At 58.2% G+C, this 20,405-nt stretch carries 17 protein-coding genes and 1 pseudogene; 8 read left to right on the top strand and 10 right to left on the bottom strand.

The window, feature by feature from the left end:
- The first annotated feature begins 83 nt into the window (after positions 1-83).
- From OKW45_RS21470 to otnI, 5 genes are all read left to right on the top strand, one after another.
- Positions 84-1,001, top strand: a complete 918-nt coding sequence (locus OKW45_RS21470) for an NAD(P)-dependent oxidoreductase (RefSeq protein ID WP_429470939.1) — start codon at positions 84-86, stop codon at positions 999-1,001.
- Positions 998-1,879 carry an NAD(P)-dependent oxidoreductase gene (locus OKW45_RS21465; RefSeq protein ID WP_429470937.1) on the top strand — a complete coding sequence of 294 codons (882 nt, stop codon included), beginning with the start codon at positions 998-1,000 and terminating at the stop codon, positions 1,877-1,879. Before OKW45_RS21470 ends, OKW45_RS21465 begins: the two co-directional genes overlap by 4 nt.
- 469 nt (positions 1,880-2,348) lie before the next feature.
- Positions 2,349-3,641: a 3-oxo-tetronate kinase gene (gene otnK / locus OKW45_RS21460; RefSeq protein WP_429470935.1), complete on the top strand. Its 1,293-nt coding sequence runs from the start codon at positions 2,349-2,351 to the stop codon at positions 3,639-3,641.
- Positions 3,641-4,282, top strand: a complete 642-nt coding sequence (gene otnC / locus OKW45_RS21455; RefSeq protein WP_090812227.1) for a 3-oxo-tetronate 4-phosphate decarboxylase — start codon at positions 3,641-3,643, stop codon at positions 4,280-4,282. The genes otnK and otnC overlap by 1 nt, the downstream gene beginning before the upstream one ends.
- A 35-nt stretch (positions 4,283-4,317) precedes the next feature.
- On the top strand, positions 4,318-5,106 hold the full coding sequence (gene otnI, locus OKW45_RS21450; RefSeq protein ID WP_429470933.1) for a 2-oxo-tetronate isomerase: 789 nt from the start codon (positions 4,318-4,320) through the stop codon (positions 5,104-5,106).
- A 258-nt stretch (positions 5,107-5,364) separates the two neighbouring features.
- Here otnI and OKW45_RS21445 read toward each other — a convergent pair whose 3' ends face one another.
- Entirely contained in the window at positions 5,365-6,804 is a 1,440-nt protein-coding gene (locus OKW45_RS21445; protein ID WP_429470931.1) for an aldehyde dehydrogenase family protein, read from the bottom strand.
- Between the two features lie 831 nt (positions 6,805-7,635).
- On the opposite strand from OKW45_RS21445, the gene OKW45_RS21440 reads away from it, so the two are divergent.
- On the top strand, positions 7,636-8,565 hold the full coding sequence (locus OKW45_RS21440; protein WP_429470930.1) for a LysR substrate-binding domain-containing protein: 930 nt from the start codon (positions 7,636-7,638) through the stop codon (positions 8,563-8,565).
- 118 nt (positions 8,566-8,683) lie between these two features.
- Here OKW45_RS21440 and OKW45_RS21435 read toward each other — a convergent pair whose 3' ends face one another.
- The 9 genes and pseudogenes from OKW45_RS21435 to OKW45_RS21395 form a co-directional block, all read right to left on the bottom strand.
- The gene (locus tag OKW45_RS21435; protein ID WP_429470928.1) at positions 8,684-9,649 is read right to left on the bottom strand and encodes a 2-hydroxyacid dehydrogenase; all 966 of its coding nucleotides are present in this window, start codon (positions 9,647-9,649) and stop codon (positions 8,684-8,686) included.
- Positions 9,650-9,815: 166 nt separating this feature from the next.
- Complete coding sequence (locus OKW45_RS21430; protein ID WP_429470926.1) at positions 9,816-10,613, bottom strand: HpcH/HpaI aldolase family protein; 798 nt, start codon at positions 10,611-10,613, stop codon at positions 9,816-9,818.
- 218 nt (positions 10,614-10,831) lie between these two features.
- Positions 10,832-11,491 carry an aspartate/glutamate racemase family protein gene (locus OKW45_RS21425; protein ID WP_429470924.1) on the bottom strand — a complete coding sequence of 220 codons (660 nt, stop codon included), beginning with the start codon at positions 11,489-11,491 and terminating at the stop codon, positions 10,832-10,834.
- Between the two features lie 89 nt (positions 11,492-11,580).
- The gene (locus OKW45_RS21420; RefSeq protein ID WP_429470922.1) at positions 11,581-12,423 is read right to left on the bottom strand and encodes a hypothetical protein; all 843 of its coding nucleotides are present in this window, start codon (positions 12,421-12,423) and stop codon (positions 11,581-11,583) included.
- Positions 12,424-12,693: 270 nt separating this feature from the next.
- Positions 12,694-14,076 carry an MmgE/PrpD family protein gene (locus OKW45_RS21415; RefSeq protein WP_429470920.1) on the bottom strand — a complete coding sequence of 461 codons (1,383 nt, stop codon included), beginning with the start codon at positions 14,074-14,076 and terminating at the stop codon, positions 12,694-12,696.
- A 510-nt stretch (positions 14,077-14,586) separates the two neighbouring features.
- Entirely contained in the window at positions 14,587-14,736 is a 150-nt protein-coding gene (locus OKW45_RS21410) for an aldehyde dehydrogenase family protein (RefSeq protein WP_244144776.1), read from the bottom strand.
- 145 nt (positions 14,737-14,881) lie between these two features.
- The gene (locus OKW45_RS21405; protein ID WP_429470918.1) at positions 14,882-15,904 is read right to left on the bottom strand and encodes a zinc-dependent alcohol dehydrogenase family protein; all 1,023 of its coding nucleotides are present in this window, start codon (positions 15,902-15,904) and stop codon (positions 14,882-14,884) included.
- 140 nt (positions 15,905-16,044) lie between these two features.
- The gene (locus tag OKW45_RS21400) at positions 16,045-17,337 is read right to left on the bottom strand and encodes an MFS transporter (RefSeq protein WP_429470916.1); all 1,293 of its coding nucleotides are present in this window, start codon (positions 17,335-17,337) and stop codon (positions 16,045-16,047) included.
- 606 nt (positions 17,338-17,943) lie between these two features.
- A pseudogene (locus OKW45_RS21395) lies at positions 17,944-18,381 on the bottom strand (IS110 family transposase); the annotation flags it as partial.
- A 500-nt stretch (positions 18,382-18,881) separates the two neighbouring features.
- Here OKW45_RS21395 and OKW45_RS21390 point away from each other — a divergent pair.
- The gene (locus OKW45_RS21390) at positions 18,882-19,472 is read left to right on the top strand and encodes a substrate-binding domain-containing protein (RefSeq protein WP_429470914.1); all 591 of its coding nucleotides are present in this window, start codon (positions 18,882-18,884) and stop codon (positions 19,470-19,472) included.
- Between the two features lie 10 nt (positions 19,473-19,482).
- Positions 19,483-20,271: a hypothetical protein gene (locus OKW45_RS21385; RefSeq protein ID WP_429473338.1), complete on the top strand. Its 789-nt coding sequence runs from the start codon at positions 19,483-19,485 to the stop codon at positions 20,269-20,271.
- The last annotated feature ends 134 nt before the right edge of the window (positions 20,272-20,405 follow it).

The raw sequence follows: 20,405 nt of genomic DNA, 5'->3' as shown, positions 1-20,405 counted from the left end.
AAAGCGCACGATAGCGTAACGTCGCTTTTTAGTGCGACAGTCCGCCGAGGACAGCATCGGCAGTAGAAGCAAGGAGGAGATACATGCGAGTCGGGTATATCGGGTTGGGCGCCATGGGTGGCGCGCTCGCCCGTCATCTGATCGGCAAGTTTCCATTGAGCGTGTTCGACCTGAATCAAAAGGCTGTGGATGCCTTCGTCGAACTCGGCGCGACAGCGGCGGTGACACCTGCGGAGCTCGCGCGTAACAGCGACGTGGTGTTGCTTTGTCTGCCCAGAAGCTCGGACGTTGAAGCGGTACTCTTCGGCCCGAACGGTGTGGCGCAGGGGCTTTCTTCCGGCAAGATAGTCGTCGACCAAACTAGCGGCGTTCCAGCGGAGACGAGGGGGTTCGCCCGACGGCTTGAAGAGATGGGCGTTCCACTGTTTGATGCTCCTGTCTCCGGGGCGATGGCCACGGCCATTGCCGGGACCATCTCAATCATTGCATCCGGTCCCCAGGAAGCTTTTCAGAAGGCTTTGCCGATCTTGCAGTCAATCAGTCCCAACGTCTTCCATTGCGGAGGACGCGTCGGCAACGGTCAGACGATGAAGACCGTGAACAACATGATGAATGTCAGCTGCCGTCTCGCAACACTTGAAGTTGTCGCGATGGGACGGAAATTCGGTCTTCCCCTCGAAGTTATGACGGAGGCGATCAACGCCACGACGGCACGAAATTACACCTCGCAGGGCATGTTGCCCGCGATCGCTCAAGGTCGCCAGTCCACTAAGTTCTGGCTCGCCCTCCAGGTCAAAGACATCCATCAAGCAATCGGATTGGCCGCAGAGCAGCGGGTCCCAATGCCGATCGGGGGCGCGGCGCGGTCGATCCTGCAGATTGGACTGAATTCGCTAGGTAAGGACGCGCAACTCGAGCAAATGATTGGCGTCATCGAGTCGATGGCCGACACAAAGTTTGTCGATGCGGCGACGAACGCAGGGTTCCGGGAGGCAGAATGACTATGATTGGACTGGCAGGAAGCGGTGAGACCGCCTCGTTTGTAGCTCGCCAATTGGCGAAATCGCACTCTGTTCGCATTCTCGACACCGACAACGGTTCTCTGCGTTGCGACGGCGCAGAACAGGTAGACAACACTACCAGTCTGGCGAAAGGCGCGGACCTCGTCGTCCTGTGCATAGACTCCGACGAGGTGAGAGAGGCATTGCTTCGAAGCCCGGATTGGCTCAAGGCAGGCTCCGCAGTAAATAGAATTCTTATCGACATGAGCCAAGGCGATCCCGACGATACCAGGTCGCTCGCCAAGCAGTTGAGTGAAGTCGGAATCACTCTCGTCGATGCGCCTCTACACACGGAAGACACCGCAGCAGTTTCGGAGGCATCGGCCATCTTCTTCGGAGGGTCGGCAACCGTCCTCGATTCGGTGCGAAGCATTCTTGAAGCGGTCTGCCCGAAAGTCATCCCCTGCGGCGACGCAGGTAGCGGTCACGCCATGCGCCTGGTCGTTGCGGCAATTGCTGCATGTAACCGTCTCATTACCTATGAATGCGCTGCGATGGGTGCCAGGAACGGGCTCACGATCGCTGACATGGCGATTGTATTGAACAAGAGTTCCGGTTACAACAGCGCGTCCGCACGGGTTCTTCCGGCTCTCGCAGCGAACGAGCGAACGGCCAATGTCACCCTAGGCAGCTGGGCAAACGACCTGACGAAGGCATCGGTGGTAGCTATGCGTTATGGAGCACCGATGCTCATCGCAACAATGGCGCGCTCCACCCTGGATGCTGCTTCGAATCGGCTTGGCGAGTCGGTCACTGTCGATAGACTGGCCGAGATCTGGGAGATTGATTCGGGTTTGCCGGCACCGGGTGCGCGTTAATGATGCAGTCGACATCGGCAACCTAGTAGAGAAAACCGGCTGCGCGCACGCTCCGAACCTCGCGCGGTCACACAGATTGTGACACCGGCTCCTGTGTCAACGAGACACTTTAAGACGTCGCCGCGACCGTCCGGTAGCACCACACCTCTGAATTTGTTATCCGAACGAGAACATCGCGTGGCAAACAAGACGGATCGTGCCAAAGCTGCCTGCGAACCCTATCTCGAACTCTCACGCCGTCAAAGCCGGCGTTGCGAGCCCTCCCGCGTGCTGTGCGAACCGGATGTACGCGCTCGAGCGAAACGCAGGGCGCGTGCTTCAGCTAGCTCGCGGGTCACGACACGATTGCTGCTGTCAGCAGCGGCGCATCAGCTATTCGTGATGCAAGCTCGCCGCTGGCCGCGGCGGCCGGCGCAGCTGTGCGGTCTATAAATTTTTCCGGGAATAAGGTCCCGAAGGGAGCGAAGTAATGGCGCAGGCACTCCTCGGCTGCATTGCAGACGATTTCACCGGCGCGACCGATCTCGCCAGCATGCTCGTGCGCGGCGGCATGCGCACGGTTCAGACCATCGGCGTGCCCGCTGCGGGCACGTCCATCGACGCCGATGCGCTCGTCGTCGCGCTGAAGTCACGCACGATTCCCGCCGATGACGCTGTGCGCCAGTCGCTGAAGGCGCTTGAATGGCTACGTGCGCAGGGCTGCCGCCAGTTCTTCTTCAAGTATTGCTCGACGTTCGATTCCACGGACAAAGGCAACATCGGCCCGGTCGCGGATGCGCTGCTCGACGCCTTATCTTCCAGACGCGAGGACGATTTCGCAATCGCCTGCCCTGCGTTTCCCGAGAACGGCCGTACGATCTTTCGCGGCAACCTGTTCGTCGGTGACGTGCTGCTGAACAAATCGGGCATGGAGAACCATCCGCTCACGCCAATGACCGATCCCAACCTCGTGAGCGTGCTGCAGCGTCAGACGAAATCGAAGGTCGGCTTGATCCGCTACGACACCATCGCCAAGGGCGCCGATGCAATCCGCGCACGCATCGAGGAATTGAAGGAAGGTGGCGTACGGCTTGCCATCGCCGACGCCATGTCCGACGCCGATCTGTACACGCTGGGTAAAGCGTGCCGCGATCTCACGCTGGTCACAGGCGGCTCGGGCATCGCGCTCGGTCTGCCGCAGAACTTCCACTCGGCGGATCTGCTCGTGTACGCGGGACACGCCGACGACCTGCCGAAAATCGAGGGCAAGGCGGTCGTGCTAGCGGGCAGCGCGTCCAAGGCCACCAACGCACAGGTGACAGAGTGGCGCGCCTCAAGGCCGAGCTTCCGCATCGACCCGATTGCGTTGTCTCGCGGCGAACCGGTCGTCGAGAACGCCGTTGAATTCGCGCGCAGCCACGATCGAACCGTGCTGATTTACGCCACGTCGTCGCCCGACGAGGTGAAGGCAGTGCAGAAGGAACTGGGCGCTGAGAAAGCGGGACACCTCGTGGAGGACGCACTCGCCTCTATCGCACGCAACCTGCGCGATGTCGGCGTGCGCAAATTCGTCGTTGCTGGCGGCGAGACGTCAGGCGCCGTCGTGCAGGCGCTCAATGTGCGCTCGCTGCGCATCGGGCCGCAGATAGACCCCGGCGTACCGGCGACGCAATCTATCGGCGCCGAGGACGGATTTCCGCTTGGACTGGCGCTGAAGTCCGGCAATTTCGGAACGGTCGATTTCTTCGCCAAGGCGCTGAAGGCGCTTAACGGGGGGAAGTAATGGCGTGGCACGAAAGCCGGATCCGCGAGGAGATTTGTGTCATTGGCAAGAACCTTTACGAGCGCCGGTGTACGGTCGGCAGCGCGGGCAACATCAGCGCGCGGCTCAACGACGGCTGGCTCATCACGCCGACCGACACGTGCCTGGGCCGTCTCGACCCGAATGACATCGCGAAGGTCGACCTGCCGGGCAACCACGTGTCGGGCGGACGCCCGTCAAAGACGCTTGCGCTGCACCGGCGCATCTACGAGAACGACCCGGATGCGCACGGCGTCGTGCATACCCATTCGACGCATCTCGTCGCGCTGACGCTTGCTGGCGCGTGGAAGAGCAGCGACGTGCTGCCGCCTATCACGCCGTACTACGTGATGAAGGTCGGCCATGTGCCGCTGATCCGCTATCGCCGACCGGGCGATCCCGCCGTCGCGGAGGAAGTGGCGGCACTGGCGTCGAAGGTGCGCGCCGTGCTGCTGGAACGGCTCGGACCGGTAGTGTGGGAAAAGACGGTATCGCAGGCGAGCTATGCGCTGGAAGAACTCGAAGAGACGGCGCAACTCTATCTCTCGACGATGCCGAGGCCCGAGCCTTTGCCGGACGAGGCGATAGATGACTTACGCAAGACATTCGGCGCGCGCTGGTAAGCACGCGGCAGAACGCCTCAAAGGAGAAAATGGTCATGCCACGCTTTGCCGCCAATCTGACGATGATGTACACGGCACACCCGTTCTTGGACCGCTTTGCCGCCGCTGCAAAAGACGGCTTCAAAGCGGTCGAATTCCTTTTTCCGTACGACTTTGCAGCCAAAGACATCAAAGAACGACTGACCGACAACGGGTTGGTCCAAGCGCTTTTCAACGCCCCGCCCGGCGATTGGGCAGCGGGCGAGCGCGGCATCGCCTCTCTGCCAGGCCGCGAGGAAGAATTCAGGCAAAGCGTGCAAAAGGCGCTCGAGTACGCCGCTATCCTGGGCAACAACAAGTTGCACGTGATGGCCGGCCTCATCGCGCCCGACCAATCAAGGGACGCGCATCGCGCCGTCTATCTGAGAAACCTCGAATACGCTGCCAAGAAAGCGCAAGGCGCGGGCATCACCGTCGTGATAGAACCAATCAACACCCGCGATATTCCCGGGTTCTTCCTGAACCGTCAGGACGACGCCCAGACCATCTGCGATGAAATCGGCGCGCCGAATCTGAAGGTGCAGTTTGATATCTACCACTGCCAGGTTGTTGAAGGCGATGTCGCGGTCAAGCTGAAGCGCGACATGAAGCGCCCGAACGCGGGCATCGGACACATTCAGATTGCAGGCGTGCCGGAGCGGCACGAGCCTGATATCGGCGAGCTGAACTATCCGTATCTGTTCGACCTGATTGATTCGCTCGGTTACGACGGCTGGATCGGCTGCGAATATCGGCCGAAGGCGGCCACGTCCGAAGGGCTCGACTGGCTCAAGCCGTACCTGTAACGCACGTAGCCAGCCGCATGAACAGCCGGATTCAGGGGCGGTTTGCGCGTCGCCCCCGAGACGGCACGAAATTACCGAAGTGGACCTAACGCATGCAACACAAACATTTGGGCAAAGTTGGTGCTAGACCGGTCGCGCTCACAAGCAGTGCGACGGAGCCACGGTGGCGAAATACCGCGTGTTTCAGCACAGGGCGACAGCCTGGATGAACAGCCGGCCCGCTCAACGGTAAGCAGCTTAGCCGGCTGGAAACGCAAATCACCCCGCAGTCGCTTTCTCCTCATCAAAGCCAATCATCGCCTTCGTCTCCAGGTATTCCTCCAAGCCGAAGATACCCATCTCGCGCCCATTTCCCGAGCGCTTGTAACCGCCCATCGGCGCCTCAGTGTTGCTCACAGCACCGTTCAGGAAGACACGGCCTGCCTGAAGCTGGGAACCCACAGATACGCCTCGTTCCCGGTTCGACGAGAAGACATATGCGCCCAAACCGTAAGGCGTTCCATTTGCAATTTCAATGGCTTCTTCTTCGGTGCGATACGGAATAACGGCGAGCACTGGACCGAAAATCTCTTCCTGTGCGATGCGCATGTTCGGCGTCACGTTAGAGAAGATGGTCGGCTTGACGAAGTAGCCACGCTCCAGTCCTTGCGGTCGACCGACGCCGCCAACGCGGACGGTGGCACCCTCTCCAATGCCGATCTCAATGTATTCCTGCACTCGGTCGAACTGCAGCTTGTTGACCACGGGGCCCATGGTCACCTGCGCGTCGAGCGGGTTCCCCACTTTGACCGCCTTCGCTTCCTGCTCGAGCAATGCCAACACTTCTTCGACCTGGCTCTCATGTACCAGGATCCGCGTCGGCGCGTGGCAAGATTGACCGCTGTTCGAAAAAGCGCGAGCCACGTTCCATTTCGCTGCGGCCTTGAGGTCCGCGTCATCAAGAATCACGTTCGCGGACTTCCCGCCCAACTCCTGAGCAACGCGCTTGACCGACGGAGCTGCCGCCTCAGCGATCAACACACCGGCTCTCGTCGAACCAGTGAACGAGACCATATCGATGTCCATATGCTTGCTGATCGCGTTGCCCACAATCGGACCGTCACCCAGCACCAGGTTGAAGACACCCTTGGGCACGCCCGCGTCATGAAGCACCTCTGTGAGGTGAATCGCACTGAGGGGCGTGAATTCGCTCGGCTTCAGGACCACCGTGCAACCGGCCGCCAGTGCATAAGCGAGCTTGGTTGCAAGAAGCTGAAGCGGCCAGTTCCACGCAGTGATGAGTCCGCAAACACCGATCGGCTCGCGACGAACAGTGTTGGGTCCGAGGCGGTACTCGAACTCGTATTCCCTGAGGGTGGCCAACGCCTGCTTGAAGGATCCAAGCGCTGCGGGGACATGAATCTTCTGCGAGACAGGTGTGCCTAGTTCGAGCGTTACGACTTCTGCGAGCTCGTTTTCACGGCTAACAAAGCGGTCAATGATCCGTTCCAGCAAATCGATGCGCTCTGCCCGCGACGTTTTGCTGAAAGACTTGAAGGCAGCCCGTGCAGCCTTTACAGCCAGGTCGACGTCGTCGGCTCCTGCCAGCGCAACGGTCGCGAACGGCTCCTCGGTAGCCGGGTTGACCAACGTCCAATCCTTGCGACTAAGAGGAGAAACCCATTCTCCGTTTATGTAACACTTTTCGTACGATCGCATATCAGTCTCCTGTTAATTCAATCGGCCCATATTTCGCTCAACGCTTCTATTTGACCGAAAACAAAATCTGTTTGCCGCCGCGCGTCCGAGCGGACCGCGCGTTCGACGTCTTTTTCACCGGTACTGACGAGGGCTGTCACGGTTCCTTCGCGCCATCAACCTGCTCAGTCGCCCCGTGCGCCCGCGCCGCTGCGCAACCGTCGACGGGGTCTCCTGTGCCTCTTCCGATTGATTGAGCGCGCTATTCGCGCTCAGACGCCTAGATTCATCGCAGGCCGCCTGCGCTCGGGTGGAAAGACACACCAGTTGCCGTCATCGTGGCGAAAGAAGATCAGCGCTATGAGGGACTCGGCCGACGCACCTTCGACACGCACAAACCTGTATTGCTCGCCGCGGCCATGGCTAAACTGCGTAACGCGTATGCCGTCGGTCGCTCCAATCCATCTATCAACAAGGGTGCGCAACGATCTTCCTGAAAGGCTCACTGATGTCTCCCGCGCGACGAGTTACAACCGCTTGATAGGCGCCGCCCTATCCGGTTCAGAATTCGTGAATATCCTTACAACGCTGTCGTCCGTTGATCGAAGCCGGCACGGGACGCCAACGAAAAACATTTTCGGTCGCCCCGAAGGATCCAGTTTCGTCTTCTAGCATCGGTAGCGACGATGATAGAAGTTTGAAATCGCACCGCCGTTGGGTCAAGTCAGCTATTATGGTGAATTGGTAAGCGGCGCTAACCGACGATACAATGATAGACAAATTAGCGTCGGAATACGCCATAGGCCGGACAGCTTACGCGTTCGGCAGCTGTTGAGAGGAGACACCTGAAGGATGGAACTTCGACATCTTCGCTACTTCATCGCTGCGGCGGAGGAGGAGCATTTCGGCCGCGCGGCTGTGCGTCTGCACATCACCCGCCCGGCGATATCGCAGATCATCGCCGATCTCGAAGGAGAGCTCGGAACACTGCTTTTTGAACGGGTCTCGCATACAGTCAAGCTTACGGCCGCTGGACGCACGCTGCTACCTCAACTCGTACGCGTCATGGACGATTTGAACGAAGCGATAGTCCTTACCAAACGTGTGGGACACGGCATGACCGGAACACTCCGAATCGGCTATGGTTCTCTGACTTTGATGCATTCAATCTTCCGGGCGGCGGTCAAACAGTTCCGCGAGACCTACCCAGAAGTCAGCCTTTCACTCGTTGAAATGTCGACCTCGCTACAGCCGAAAGCTCTCGCTGAGGGAAAGATTGATGCCGGCTTCTTGCACCTGGGACCAAGTCCGCATCCAGGAAAGCGGCGCACCGAAATCAACATGGAGCGCGAAGGCATCGTTCTGGATTCGATATGCATTCAAACTGGCCATCTGGGTGTCGCCGTTCCGAACGATCACCGATTGGCGCGCAGGAAATCAGTCACGCTGGAAGATCTGGCCGGCGAGTGGTTTGTCGTGGTGCCTAAGTCCAGCAGCAGTCTCAGCTACGGACAACTTTATTCCTTCTGTCAGGCAGCGGGATTTGAGCCGAATATCGTGCAAGAGGTCAGCACCATCGCGTCCCAGCTCAACCTCATCTCGGTTGGCATGGGCATCGGACTCGCAGTCATGGGCAAGAACTTCGCATATCCGAGGGATTTGACGATTGTCCCGCTAGCAAATCTCAACTATTCGACCCAGTTCATCTTCGGGTGGCTAAGCAGACAGAACGATCCTGTCCTCGACAAGATGATAGACATCGTAAAGAACCTGTCAAAGTAGTCCGACTGACGGACCTCCGAGGGGCGGCTGACGTCTCAGAGGCAGCAACTTTTCGCTGCTGCGTCGATGTTCGCCGGGACGGGCAAATACCTGCCTGGCCCGGCGAACGTTCGGTGCGTCAGCGCTTCAATACTTCCGGGTTCACCATATTCGCTTTCAAGGTGCCGTTCAGCGCACCGATAAGATTTTCGGCAGCATTTCTGTTCATCGCATGCCGGGTTTCGTGTGTCGCCGAACCAATGTGAGGCAACGTCACGACGTTATCCATCTTCAGCAGCGGCGAATCAACCGACAGTGGCTCGTCCACGTACACATCAAGTCCAGCGCCCGCGATCGTGCCGTCTTTCAGCGCCTCAACGAGCGCCGGTTCGTCGACGATCGGTCCGCGCGACGCATTGATGAGGAATGCGCTGCGTTTCATCGCCTTCAGTTGGGGGGTGCTGATCAGATTGCGCGTCTCTTTGGTCAACGGCGCCTGCAGCAGAACGAAGTCGGACGTTTTGAGAAGTTCGTCCAAGCCGACCTTCTTCGCCCCATACTCGCGCTCGGCGCGATCGTTGACGCCTTGATCGACGTACAGGACGTTCATCTGAAAGCCCAAAGAAGCGCGTCGAGCCACCGATGTTCCGATACGGCCGAGTCCGACAATGCCCAGCGTCTTATGGTGCACGTCCACGCCAAACAGGTCCTCACCGATCTTCTTCGTCCACTTGCCGGCCTTCACATAGGCCGCGAGTTCCGCAAGGCGCCGCGCCGTAAGAAGAACCAGCGAAAATGCCGTATCGGCGGTGGATTCGGTGAGAACATCCGGGGTATTGGTCAGCAGGATCCCACGTCCATTCAAATAATTGACGTCGAAGGCATCGAAGCCAACCGATACGGTCGAGAGCACCTTGAGACGGGGGGCACCATCGAGAGTTTCGGCGTTCATCTTTACGCCGGTTCCGATCGCCCCATCCGCGTCTTTGAGCGCTTCAATCAGCACGCCCGGCTGCTTCGGGTCGACGATCGTGACTTCTGCGTGAAAGCGCAGGTACTCAATCGTTTCCTCGGCCAGCGGCTTGTAAACTACGACTTTCTTCATTTGAAATATCCTCAAGATGTGGCAGCGCTGCAGGTTGCGCGACCAACGAAAACGCATGCGTGCGCTCGTAGACAGACTCGATCTAAAGGGCACGAGACGCGGCCGGAACCACTTGCAAGCACGACCGCTCGCCGGCCTTCCGTCTCGCGGCCGTGAGGATCGGCGCTCAGAGGTCGCGCATCACCGCTGCCTTGGCGCTCGCTCCGCTCACCAGGAACGAAATGTCCGTGCCGGTGGAGACGTATCGAGCACCCATTTCAACGAACTCGGCGACGAGTTTCGGATGGGCATTGAGACCGCCGACACCGAGATGCTTGCCATACTTACGGCAGGCAGCCATGCCTTTCGCGTACGCGTCGCGGACCATCTCGTGCTCAAACTGACCTGGGATGCCCAGCGATGCGCACAGGTCATTGGTCCCGATGAAAAGAAGGTCGACGCCGTCAATCGCGGCAATCTCGTCGACTGCGGCAAGCGCCTCCTTCGTCTCGATCATGATGACAACCATGGTCGCCGCATTCACGGCTTCGCCGACTTCAAAAGTCGGGAAGGAACGGAAACCCATATGCGGCAGCACACCACCATGCGAGCGTTCGCCCAACGGCGGGAATTTCGCCGCACGGACGACATGCTTCGCTTGCTCAGCAGACTCAACATGCGGCGCAATCACGCCGAGCGCGCCACCGTCCAGGATCCGGGCGATGACGTCCGAAGCGAGATTCGGCAACCGAACAAACGGTGCGATGCCCGCGTTCATCGCCGCCATGCAAATTTGACTGGCGGTCTCGATCGACAGGGAGCTGTGCTCCAGGTCGATGTAAAACGTATCGAACCCTGCCGTCTTTGCGATGGTGACAATCTCGGCCGTTCTGACCAATCTAACGGTCATGGAAAGAGCTACTTCATCGCGCGCCAGCTTTTCCTTAACGACGTTGCGAACCAAATCCCGCGCGGCTACTTTCATTTCGTCTCCTCATTCTCTGACACAAAAAAAATCGACTACAAAACCAGTTCGCACTTAATGGAGCGGAGAACTGCATCAAACGCTCGCTATCCGCCGTCGCCTTTCAGTGTGCCCGATAACACCAACTGCGTTCGGTCAGAACTCCAGCCATTTGAAACGTAGGACTGGCTCTAAACAGATACGAATCGACTACTTCCGAGTATCTTCCGTGCTCGCAATTAACGCGCTTTGCCGAGCGCACGTTTCAGAGCTGCAACCCCGCTGCGTGGGCTGGCAAGCACCGGAACCCGTACGCCCTTCAATAACGGAACGAGTCGCGCCATCGAAACTTGAGCCAGAACGACTACGTCGACCTGCTCTGCCAGGTTCGAGATAGTGCTCCTGACGATCTCATCGTGTTGCGCGGCGTTTCCGCTGAGCAAAGCCTCGAAGGCGCCCTCCGCAATCCGCTCGGTGACCTCCACCGTGCGGCCGAGCTCTACCGCCTTTTGTTTAATCAGCCGAACAGTGGGTTCGAGCGTCGTCGAGACAGTTGCCACGACACCCACGCGACGACCGATCGAACTTGCCTCTTCTGCCATCGCTTCATCGATCTTCACGATCGGCGTACTGACGAAGTCGCGAACCGAGTCCACAGCTTCACCCACGGAAGAACAGGCGTTCAGGATGATGTCAACGCGCATCGCTTGCGCATTGGCCATGTACGAATGGATCCTGCTCGCAACTTCAGGCGTGAGATGCCCAGCTGCGCGGACATCGTTGAGCAGGCTATCGTCCATGATGTTGATAACACGCGCATCAGGAATTTGCTCGCTGATTTGCTCTTTAATCGGCTGGACCGTGACCGGTCCAGTATGAATCACCGCAATCGTAGTCATAGCTTTCGACTCTGGGTATAAGGGAGGATATTGGCAACAACACGAGTTTCTGTTGAGCGTGCGGCCCAGCCGCGCGCCCAGGATCGGCATCAGAACTTCGGAAGCACCAGACGGAAGAACTCGGTCTCCTCCACCGCTTTGAGCGGCACCGGACCTTCGTTCGCCTCGAATTCGAATGCACTGTGAAGGCCGTAAGCGTTGCCTTCGAAGTCGATCTTCCCCTTGCTCAGGAAAAGCAGTTCAATCGACGACTGCATCCCGGCGGGGAACGACGCTCCGGCTTCAATCTTCACGAAGCCGATCCGTGTGTTGCGTTCCGTGAACGAGCCGAGCCATTTTGAAAAAACTCCCGGCGTATCTTCGGGAATCCAGGCGTAGTTGGCCGGGTTCATAAGTATGAGATCAGCGTAGCGAGGCTTGGCGTATTCCAGCTTGCGCCCCATCACTGCTTCGAAACAAGCCTCAAAGCCGTCCTGGTTATGTTTCTTGCCCGACTCGTCGTACCAGGTGAAGATGCCATCCTTGAATTCACCTTTGCTCTTCAGTGCCTGGTTTGCCGCCTCACGCTCTTCCACGCTTGCGAAGCCGTAGCCGGCCGCACCACCAAACTGGCAGACCATCATCTCCAGCCCTTCGGGGCGGTGTTGCGGTCCGTAGTACACGCTCTCGGGGAAGTAGCCGACCCAACCTTCGGGCATGCTCTTTCCTTCCCCGTAGGGAAAGCTGCCTTTGATCACGTACCGAACCTGATCAAAATTGTGGCGGTGACTCGGCGCCGTCCAGCCGCCTGCACCCGTGCGACCCACGTTTATGAGGTAATTATTCGGAGAACCGCGCTTGCCCTGCAAAAGAAATTTTTGTTCGAGAACACCTTCTCGCATGTTGCTGCCAATTCTGCCAAAATCCGTCGACGAAGCCTCTGAAACTCGCATTTGACTCTCCTTAGATCACTATCTGTCCGCGCTTTATTGCGGGATGCGCCCACCGGCGCTATATAAAACAATCCATAGGCGAACGTCGTTCGCCATCCTATATGTTTGGGAAAGATATCTTGCGATTTCGTTGACTGATACTTGCATTGAAGCGATCACATCAGCTCACTCGACGAGCGCTTTTCGCAGCGATGCATCACATCTCACGTCACCTTCGCTTTAGTGTTCTGCCCACAGGCAGTCGTTCTGCGGGGCAGTCCACCCAATCTCCTAACTAAGTGCTCGAAGTACGTCGGTGGCATCACCGACATTCTCTAATTGCCGCACCAACTCCTGAGCCTTCCTGATGCCGGCCTTGGACCGCGGAACTTTCGCAACGGAAGCGCAACTGACGAACTTCTCGGAGAGCTGTTCCCAGGTAAGCGGCGCCTCGGAGCTACCGGGAACCTTGTCCCCAAGCCGTTCAAACACCCGGCCATCTCGTGTAGCGATCTCGATTCGACCGTCGGGCAGCTTGAACGTCCAGTTCTGATCCGGGTCTCGCATTGGCACAACCTTCGCCGCCATTGCCAGCACGTCGGGATCCTTCAGGGCCGTTTCACTGAAATCCGCGATGCCCATCTTTCCCTTGCTAGCGGCGATGCCAACGATGAATGGCAAGCTCATCTTTGCGTCGACAAGCGTGCTTGGCGCGCGGCGAACTTCGAGCGGCGTGCACATGGTGTACGTGAAATCCCCAACGAAGGTTCGGATCGTCTCGATGTCCTTCGCCACGATCCCCTTTTCCTTCATCAACTCGATGGTCGCGTGGATATAGGTATGAGAATTCCCGACTGCCGGCCATGCCTTATACAGCGTCGTGCCTCCCAGGAACCGCTCGCCCAAACCATCAAGCATCTTCTCGCGGTCGTACTTTCCGCCAAAATAGACATTGAAGATCCCGGCCTTTCCTTCGAACAGCGTGTTGATGCCAGTGATACCCTTCTGCGCGAGCAGAGCTGCAATCACGGCACCTTTCGCAGTGAACCCGGCGTACATTCCCCGCAGGTCACTGCCCGTGGCAAAGATGACTTCCATCGTTCCGCACGACTGCTGGCTCGCAATACCGAGCGCGTGAGCAGTCTGCTCGGCGGATAGTTCAAGGATGTAGGCCGCAGATGCCGTTGCGGAAAATGCGCCGACCATCGACGACAGATTCCAGTTCTGGTTCCAGCCAACATTGCAACGCAGCCGCGCAAAGAGGTCCTGGCCAATGGCTACCGCCGTGATGAGCCTGCGCCCCGACACCCCACCCATGCGCTCGGCGATTGCAAAGACGGACGGGACAATTGAACTGGCCGCGTGGGCGCCCCACGGAGTCTGGTCGTCAAAGTCCAGGCAGTGAGCCATGGAGCCGTTAGCGAAAGCTGCTGAGATCGCCGGCAACTTGCCGCCGAAACCGAGGACCGTGCTCTCTTCGGTTCCACCGCTTTGCTGCAGCAACTCGACCAACGCGCGCACTGCCGGCTCCATGCCGCTGGCAGCCAACGTCACGCCCAAGGTATCGAGAATCGTCTTTTTTGCGCCCTCGATAGCGTCTTCGGACAGATCCTCATAGCGAGTATTGGCTACAAACCTAGCAAAGTGATGGCAGAGGTCCACGTCGTCGTTCATAAAGAATTGCTCGGAAAGAATCGATGCAGCAAATATGCTTTAAAGTCGGTGTGCGGCCATCAGTTGGGGTATCGCTCACAGCTAGAAAGAGCCGGAAGTGGGACTGAAAGCGAGCTCTGCTTGCCGGCCTGTTGCCCAGCCTTCCCTCTCCCTGCATCCTTACGTGTTATTAATTTTGCGCGTGGGGCCCGCTTAAGTACAGTTCGTTTTCATCTACAGGATGGTAAGTTTCGCTAACGTACCGCAGCTCAATATCCGGCAAAATGGTCGTCAGAGATTCGGGAAAGACGTACGGTGCGTTGATCTGCCTGGACGTCTCGCTACGCCTCGCAATTGACCCGAGATAGAGCCACGCGACACTACGGTACATTTCCCCGACCGGGACTCGAGCGGGTTTCGTCCAGCCGAAACACCGGCACGCAACCTCGCGCGGCCGTATGTGAGGGCGGCGGGATTCGGCGCGTAGACGCCAGTGCGCCAGTTGCAGCGACGTGGCAGCCACTGCAACGCCTATGCAAAGACCAACAATTCAGCGAGTTCGTCAGCTTTCTCGCGCATGCGCTCCGCGACCCTGCGCAAGAGTTTGCTGCGCTCGAAAGCCGAAGTTTTACGCCAGTTATCAAAGCCCGCGCTCGCCGCGGCGAGCGCTCCATGGTCGATCGACCGCCATCGTATTTCATCTGACCTGCAATAAGCTGGCCCAACTTCGGTTAGCGTTTGACCGCTTCTATAGGCGCAGTACTCATGTGTTTCCTTCTATCCTGTTCTTTCAGCAACGACTCCTAGCTTCGGGCGCGGTCACGCACTACATCAAGAACACGCCCTTGCCGCCGCTTTGTTGGTTAAAGGCTTGGTAGGCCTCTTCCGCCTGGTCTAATCGCCAGCGGTCTGTGAACAGCGCGTCCAGATTAATTCCCCGGTCCACAACGAAGTCGGCACAAGCTCGCTGCCCCTGAATCGACATGGTCCACGATGTCAGGATGCGCAATTGAGTCCGCAAATACTTAGCCAATGAGAAAGTGAATTCGCAGCCGATTCCGACGAGGCACACCGTGCCCCAGGGGCTTACCGAATCGAGAGCATCCCGGTTCGCCGCCGCCGCGCCGGACGTCTCAAGCGCGACGCTTGCGCCTTTACCGCGTGAGATTTCACGAATGGCGTCGGCAACCCGGCCGTCGCGAGGATCGATAACCGCGTTCGCACCAAACGCTTTCGCAGTGTTGCGTCTGCTTTCGTCAATATCGAGTGCAATGACACGGGCTCCTTGCGCCTTTGCGAGAAGCGTGGCGGAAAGACCCACCGGTCCTTGACCGAATACCGCCACGGTGTCTCGGCCCGTGATACCAATCCGCTCAAACGCACCCCATGCGGTTCCTGTTCCGCATGAGATCGCGGCGCCCGCCTCGAAGCTTAGCCGCTCATCGAGCGGGACCAGCGTGTCGGCCGGCACTTTCATATACGGTGCATGTGCGCCGTGGGCGTCCGTGCCGTAGACCGTTATAGTCGTTGTTCTGCACATCTGCGGCCATCCCGAACGGCAGTCCGGACATCCCATACAGCCGCTGTAGTGATGGACCATAACGCGCGCGCCAATGCGGGCGTGAGGTCCGATCGCGCCGGGACCGACGGCAACGACGACACCACATGGCTCATGGCCAGCAATAATTGACGGCGGCGGTGAGCTACCCGGTCGACGGTAAAAATGAAGATCGCTTCCGCACATGCCAGAAGCCTTGATCTCCAGGACAGCTTCACCGACGCCCGGCGTCGGGTCGGGGAACGTCACGAGTTCCAATGTGCAGTCACCACGAAAGCCAATGCCGCGCATGCTTGATTTCCTCTTCTGAGTTGATCTGCGGGATACGCCACGCAGGCGTCGACCCGGTGTGCACTCATCAAAGGGTACGAGCGCCTCGAGGGGCGCTCGTCATAGGTCATCGCCCACCGAAGCTACATACCGTCCAAAGCCTATCGTCGAGTTGCCGTTTGAGGGAACGCGTCGGACGCCTCAGGCTCCTCCTCTGGTTCAAGAGCTTCCAACGACTGCTGATTGGTCTCGATTCCGGCCACCATGATGAGCAATGCGATAAAGACATACGCGCCCGAGATAGCGCCGACTACGCCCGTAATGCCGAACCGGTTAAAGAGACTGAGCACGACGAAGGGCGACCCAATCAGACCCAGCCGCCCAAACATCTGGGCAACACCGCCCCCACGGAACCGATACTCGGTGGGGAACAGTTCTGGCGTCATTCCCAAGCCAAGCGTCAGGAAGATGGCGACAGCTGACACGAGCAGGAAACCACAAAGAACAATTGCGATCGACGAGGTAAGGAAGGGATAGATGGCACCCAAACTCGCGCACGCGGCAGCAAACAACATGATTGCCGCCCGACGTCCAAGTCGATCAGAGATATATGAGAGAAACAACGGTCCTGCAATCCAGCCACCCATCATCGCGGCGTTAAAGCCAAGCGAGTGCGTCACGCTCATGCCCTGCTTCACGAAGAACGTTGGCATCCACCCGGTGAGGCTGTACGAACCGAACAAACAAATCACGTTGATCACGATGGCGAGCAACGTGCGTCGGATTACTGGACGGGAAAAAAGCGTTGAGAATGGTACCCAGTGAGGTTCCCTTGCGGGCCTTTGCTGATTGGAAGGCAGCGGCGCAGTGACACCAGCCTCTTTCTCGATGGCCTGGACAACGTCCTCCGCCTCCGCAGTTCGCCCGACGCGCTCCAACCAGCGCGGCGATTCCGGCAGATGACGGCGCATCCACCAGACCCACAGCGTGCCAATGCCCCCAATCACGAACATCGGTCGCCAGCCCAGCCAAGGAATGATGAGCGCCGCAACCACCGACGTGACGAATACGCCGGACCCTCCGATTAGCGCGAGCAGGCCCAGGTAACGCCCCCGATGGGTTGGAGGCACGAATTCGATAATCAGACCGTAGCCCATCACGTATTCGGCCCCCATTCCCAAGCCCATCACGAAGCGAAAGGCGATGAGCCAAGGCATAGATGGTGCTAAGGCAGAGACGAGTGCCATCCCACCGAAGATGGCCAGATTGAACTGATACGCAAACCGCCGACCGAAACGGTCGCTCAACCAACCGGCAACGCCCGCACCGATCGTTAGTCCGACGAACGTCGCAGACATGAAAATCGAATTCAGCTGCAACGTTGACCAGCCGCTATGAAGCATCGTCGCAAGCACCGAGCTTGATAAAGTATTGTCAAAGGAATCGAAAAACATACCCAATCCGACTAGCCATAGCACGCGCGTATGGAAAGGTCCGACTGGGAGGCGATCGAGCCGCGCGCCGGCATTTACCCTATTATTCATCCGAAGTCCCCTGAAAAAACCATCACACCAATCACTAGCGTCGGTGGTCATCGAGATCTTGCCACGGAGTCGCGATAGCAACCTCCTTTAGCAGGACGCACGATGCACGTCGACGAAAAGATAAGCCGACACCGCTGCCTTCGCGGCGGTCGATGCTCGCATCAGGAATAAGTAGGATCTCGCCAACTGGTGGCGATTGAAGCGACTAACTCTATCCGGCGCAGATTGGTGGGATCTACTGGGCCTTATTTGATGCTCCGCTCCGCGGGAGCAATCAGATTGTCGGCCGAAAGCGATGTTCGTAGTGCTGTTTGCGGGTCACAGTGGACAGTCGCACACCCTGCAGCATTGCGAAGATTGCGGCGGACTTGTTGGTAGTAGGTCGTCTCCGTACTTGTTCGGCTAATGGCCATCTTATGGATCTAGTTTGCAACGTCGACCCTACCCCGTACAGTCGATTTTTCTTCTTTTGAGGTAAGCTGATCTGACCGAGTCTTGGGCCCCTAGCGTCAGCAAATCCTCCTTTGAAATGAGTAAAAACCCTCGCTGTGCCAGACGCGGCATGACGAGGGTTGCGCCTGTGTTCCGGCTACGACCACTGCCTCTTCGCTGAGCCTGAACGACCTGGGCGGCAATGCTTTTGCCCATGCTTAGGACAAGTTGACGCGTCGGTTGGCGACGGTTTTCTCGCCGGTTGCGGCGAACACCGCGGGCGACGTGTCGCGCTCAAGCAGGTCCAGCACGGCTGGATGGTCGAAGCGCGGTCCCAGCACCCGTTCCGATCCCGCATGGATTTGCGTGAGCAGTGCGATTGCTGGTCTGCATGATCTGTGCGGCAAAATCGTCGTCGAAGCCGCACGACATGGCGAGCTCGTCGTGCGGTTCGTCAGCCAGTAGAAGCGCGCGCGGTGTATGCGGCATCGAGCGGGCAGCTTCTGCGATGATGGGTTCGTCAAAGGTTCAGAGCAACTTACCATCGGAGGCAGAAAAACCAACTGGACCTAACATCGGCTGCGGAAATAATCTTACGACAGACGGTGACGCTTCTTCCAAAAAAAGACGGCTAGTTGACCCCTGCTTACTACTACATTGCGCTGAAATAAGTCTGGTCTGACGTCGGAAATTTCATGACCCTCCGGACGATTGTTCTGGATACCCAAGTTCCTTCCCGACAAATTCGAAGACGGCGAGCTAATCGCCGGGAACAGCGGTGCCGTCTTCTTTCAATCAACGGATTCCAGTCGCTTTACGGCGATAGGTCGTCTTTGGGATCAGTGATAACTGGTCGCCCGTGTTGGACCGACTTACCAAGATCAGTCACGCACGTGCTCACGAAGACGCTCCGCAGAGATCTGTATGTGCAAGAGAATTCCTCGATCCGACATGCCGGCAACCGGAACGAGATAAGCGATGCCGGCAATTCAACATAAACAACAATTGTTAGGAGACGTTCCATGCCACCCATCGTTAAGGCGCTTCGTGTTGCCGGATTCGCCAGTGCGTTGTCATTTATGGCGGCCACGGTCGGCGCGAAGGAGATCACTTTTGGCTACGTGGCCGCCGGAATGCAATTTCCGTTCAATGTAGCGGTCGTAAAGGGCTTTCAGGCCGCCGCCAAGGAGGCGGGGGTGAAGACAATTATTCTCGACGGAAAGACAAGCGTTGAGCGGCAAGGCAATGCCATCGACGATCTGATTGCGCAAAAAGTCGACGGCATCGCGGTCCTGCCTATTGACGGCCTGGTTGCACAAGGCTGGGTCGATCGCGTTACCGCCCGTAATATTCCGTTCGTCTCTGTCGCAACGGAGATCGGTGATCCTCAGAATCGGCCGATCAAGGACGTCTACGGCAGCTTCCAAAGTGGAACAGCCATTCGAGCAGCCGTCTTGGCCGGGAAGTTCTCGGCCTTTATAGCTGCCGTTGGGACTGCTGAGCTGACGAAGAACGATCAAGCCGGTGCCTACGGCCGCTGTCGCGCGGTCGAGTTGACCGTGCAAGGCTTTGCGATAGACTGCCTTGATCCTAAAGGGGTTTGTCGTGGCTGATCTTAAAACCATGTTGGTCCGTTCGAACGCCGCTTGCGCCCTGATTTGCATGTCGCTGCTGGCGCACGCCGGGACGTCGGCAGACTCAGCCACTGTTACCCATGCGAATGAGCCTGAAATTTCTGCCTCTGCAGATGTCCTGTCGACTCGGCCTTTCGTGGGCGACGACCCGGTTGCCATCAGGGACGCCTTGGCGGACCAGAGCTTCAGTGCCAACTCGCCTTCGTTGAGCGATCGCATCAGGAACCTGATCCACGTCCCTGTCCTTAAGGCGCCAAGCGATCTCGACTTGCCGAAAGCCAGTCTCGACCGCGACCTGGCTTTCGTCGTACCGGCGCCCTACGGAATACGATATCAGTCAAAGACGCACCTGTTGACGGTTAATGTAGATCTATCCGAGGACGACAATCCGGGAGTGATCCTGCTCAAGAAGACCATAACCGGACCACGCGGTCGAGGGCTTGTGGTGGCGCCGGAGGCGAAGGCCAAGGGGTACATCCAAGATATCGATCTGATTGAGCTCAAGTCCGGCGAACGGAGCAAAACCAGGGTTCACGGACGCGTGACACTCTCGCAGTCGGCGTTCTACGAAGCGAATGGAGACTTCGCGATTGTGCTGAGGTGTAGCATGGCGCCGCCTTACCTGACCGACCGACGCGAACATAGCGATCCCAGCAACGACGAGCCCACAGACATCACAACAAGAACCTCGACGCTGTACACCAACATTCACGCCATCTGGCTGGTGAGCCCGCAGCGGGGTATCGTGCTATCGAAGAAGCTGCATCTGTCGAAGTAAAGAAGTACAAAACTGGATTGTTTTTCGACACAACCTCTCTCGGGGTGCCGGTTTCGAATCAGACAGAGGAAGCCGCAGCTTCTGGGTGTCGCCAAGCCGGATTGTGCGCGGGAGACGCCGCTAGCTGGAATAGT

The sequence above is a fragment of the Paraburkholderia lebeckiae genome (assembly GCF_050436225.1).
Classification (GTDB): Bacteria; Pseudomonadota; Gammaproteobacteria; order Burkholderiales; family Burkholderiaceae; genus Paraburkholderia; species Paraburkholderia tuberum.
This window is presented reverse-complemented; position numbering and strand designations above follow the sequence as displayed.

What these genes read in the sequence shown, in the direction of transcription:
- OKW45_RS21470 (WP_429470939.1), top strand. Translation starts at nt 84, where the DNA reads ATGCGAGTCGGGTATATCGGGTTGGGCGCCATGGGTGGCGCGCTCGCC.
- OKW45_RS21465 (WP_429470937.1), top strand. Translation starts at nt 998, where the DNA reads ATGACTATGATTGGACTGGCAGGAAGCGGTGAGACCGCCTCGTTTGTA.
- otnK (WP_429470935.1), top strand. Translation starts at nt 2,349, where the DNA reads ATGGCGCAGGCACTCCTCGGCTGCATTGCAGACGATTTCACCGGCGCG.
- otnC (WP_090812227.1), top strand. Translation starts at nt 3,641, where the DNA reads ATGGCGTGGCACGAAAGCCGGATCCGCGAGGAGATTTGTGTCATTGGC.
- otnI (WP_429470933.1), top strand. Translation starts at nt 4,318, where the DNA reads ATGCCACGCTTTGCCGCCAATCTGACGATGATGTACACGGCACACCCG.
- OKW45_RS21445 (WP_429470931.1), bottom strand. Translation starts at nt 6,804, where the DNA reads ATGCGATCGTACGAAAAGTGTTACATAAACGGAGAATGGGTTTCTCCT.
- OKW45_RS21440 (WP_429470930.1), top strand. Translation starts at nt 7,636, where the DNA reads ATGGAACTTCGACATCTTCGCTACTTCATCGCTGCGGCGGAGGAGGAG.
- OKW45_RS21435 (WP_429470928.1), bottom strand. Translation starts at nt 9,649, where the DNA reads ATGAAGAAAGTCGTAGTTTACAAGCCGCTGGCCGAGGAAACGATTGAG.
- OKW45_RS21430 (WP_429470926.1), bottom strand. Translation starts at nt 10,613, where the DNA reads ATGAAAGTAGCCGCGCGGGATTTGGTTCGCAACGTCGTTAAGGAAAAG.
- OKW45_RS21425 (WP_429470924.1), bottom strand. Translation starts at nt 11,491, where the DNA reads ATGACTACGATTGCGGTGATTCATACTGGACCGGTCACGGTCCAGCCG.
- OKW45_RS21420 (WP_429470922.1), bottom strand. Translation starts at nt 12,423, where the DNA reads ATGCGAGTTTCAGAGGCTTCGTCGACGGATTTTGGCAGAATTGGCAGC.
- OKW45_RS21415 (WP_429470920.1), bottom strand. Translation starts at nt 14,076, where the DNA reads ATGAACGACGACGTGGACCTCTGCCATCACTTTGCTAGGTTTGTAGCC.
- OKW45_RS21405 (WP_429470918.1), bottom strand. Translation starts at nt 15,904, where the DNA reads ATGCGCGGCATTGGCTTTCGTGGTGACTGCACATTGGAACTCGTGACG.
- OKW45_RS21400 (WP_429470916.1), bottom strand. Translation starts at nt 17,337, where the DNA reads ATGTTTTTCGATTCCTTTGACAATACTTTATCAAGCTCGGTGCTTGCG.
- OKW45_RS21390 (WP_429470914.1), top strand. Translation starts at nt 18,882, where the DNA reads ATGCCACCCATCGTTAAGGCGCTTCGTGTTGCCGGATTCGCCAGTGCG.
- OKW45_RS21385 (WP_429473338.1), top strand. Translation starts at nt 19,483, where the DNA reads ATGTTGGTCCGTTCGAACGCCGCTTGCGCCCTGATTTGCATGTCGCTG.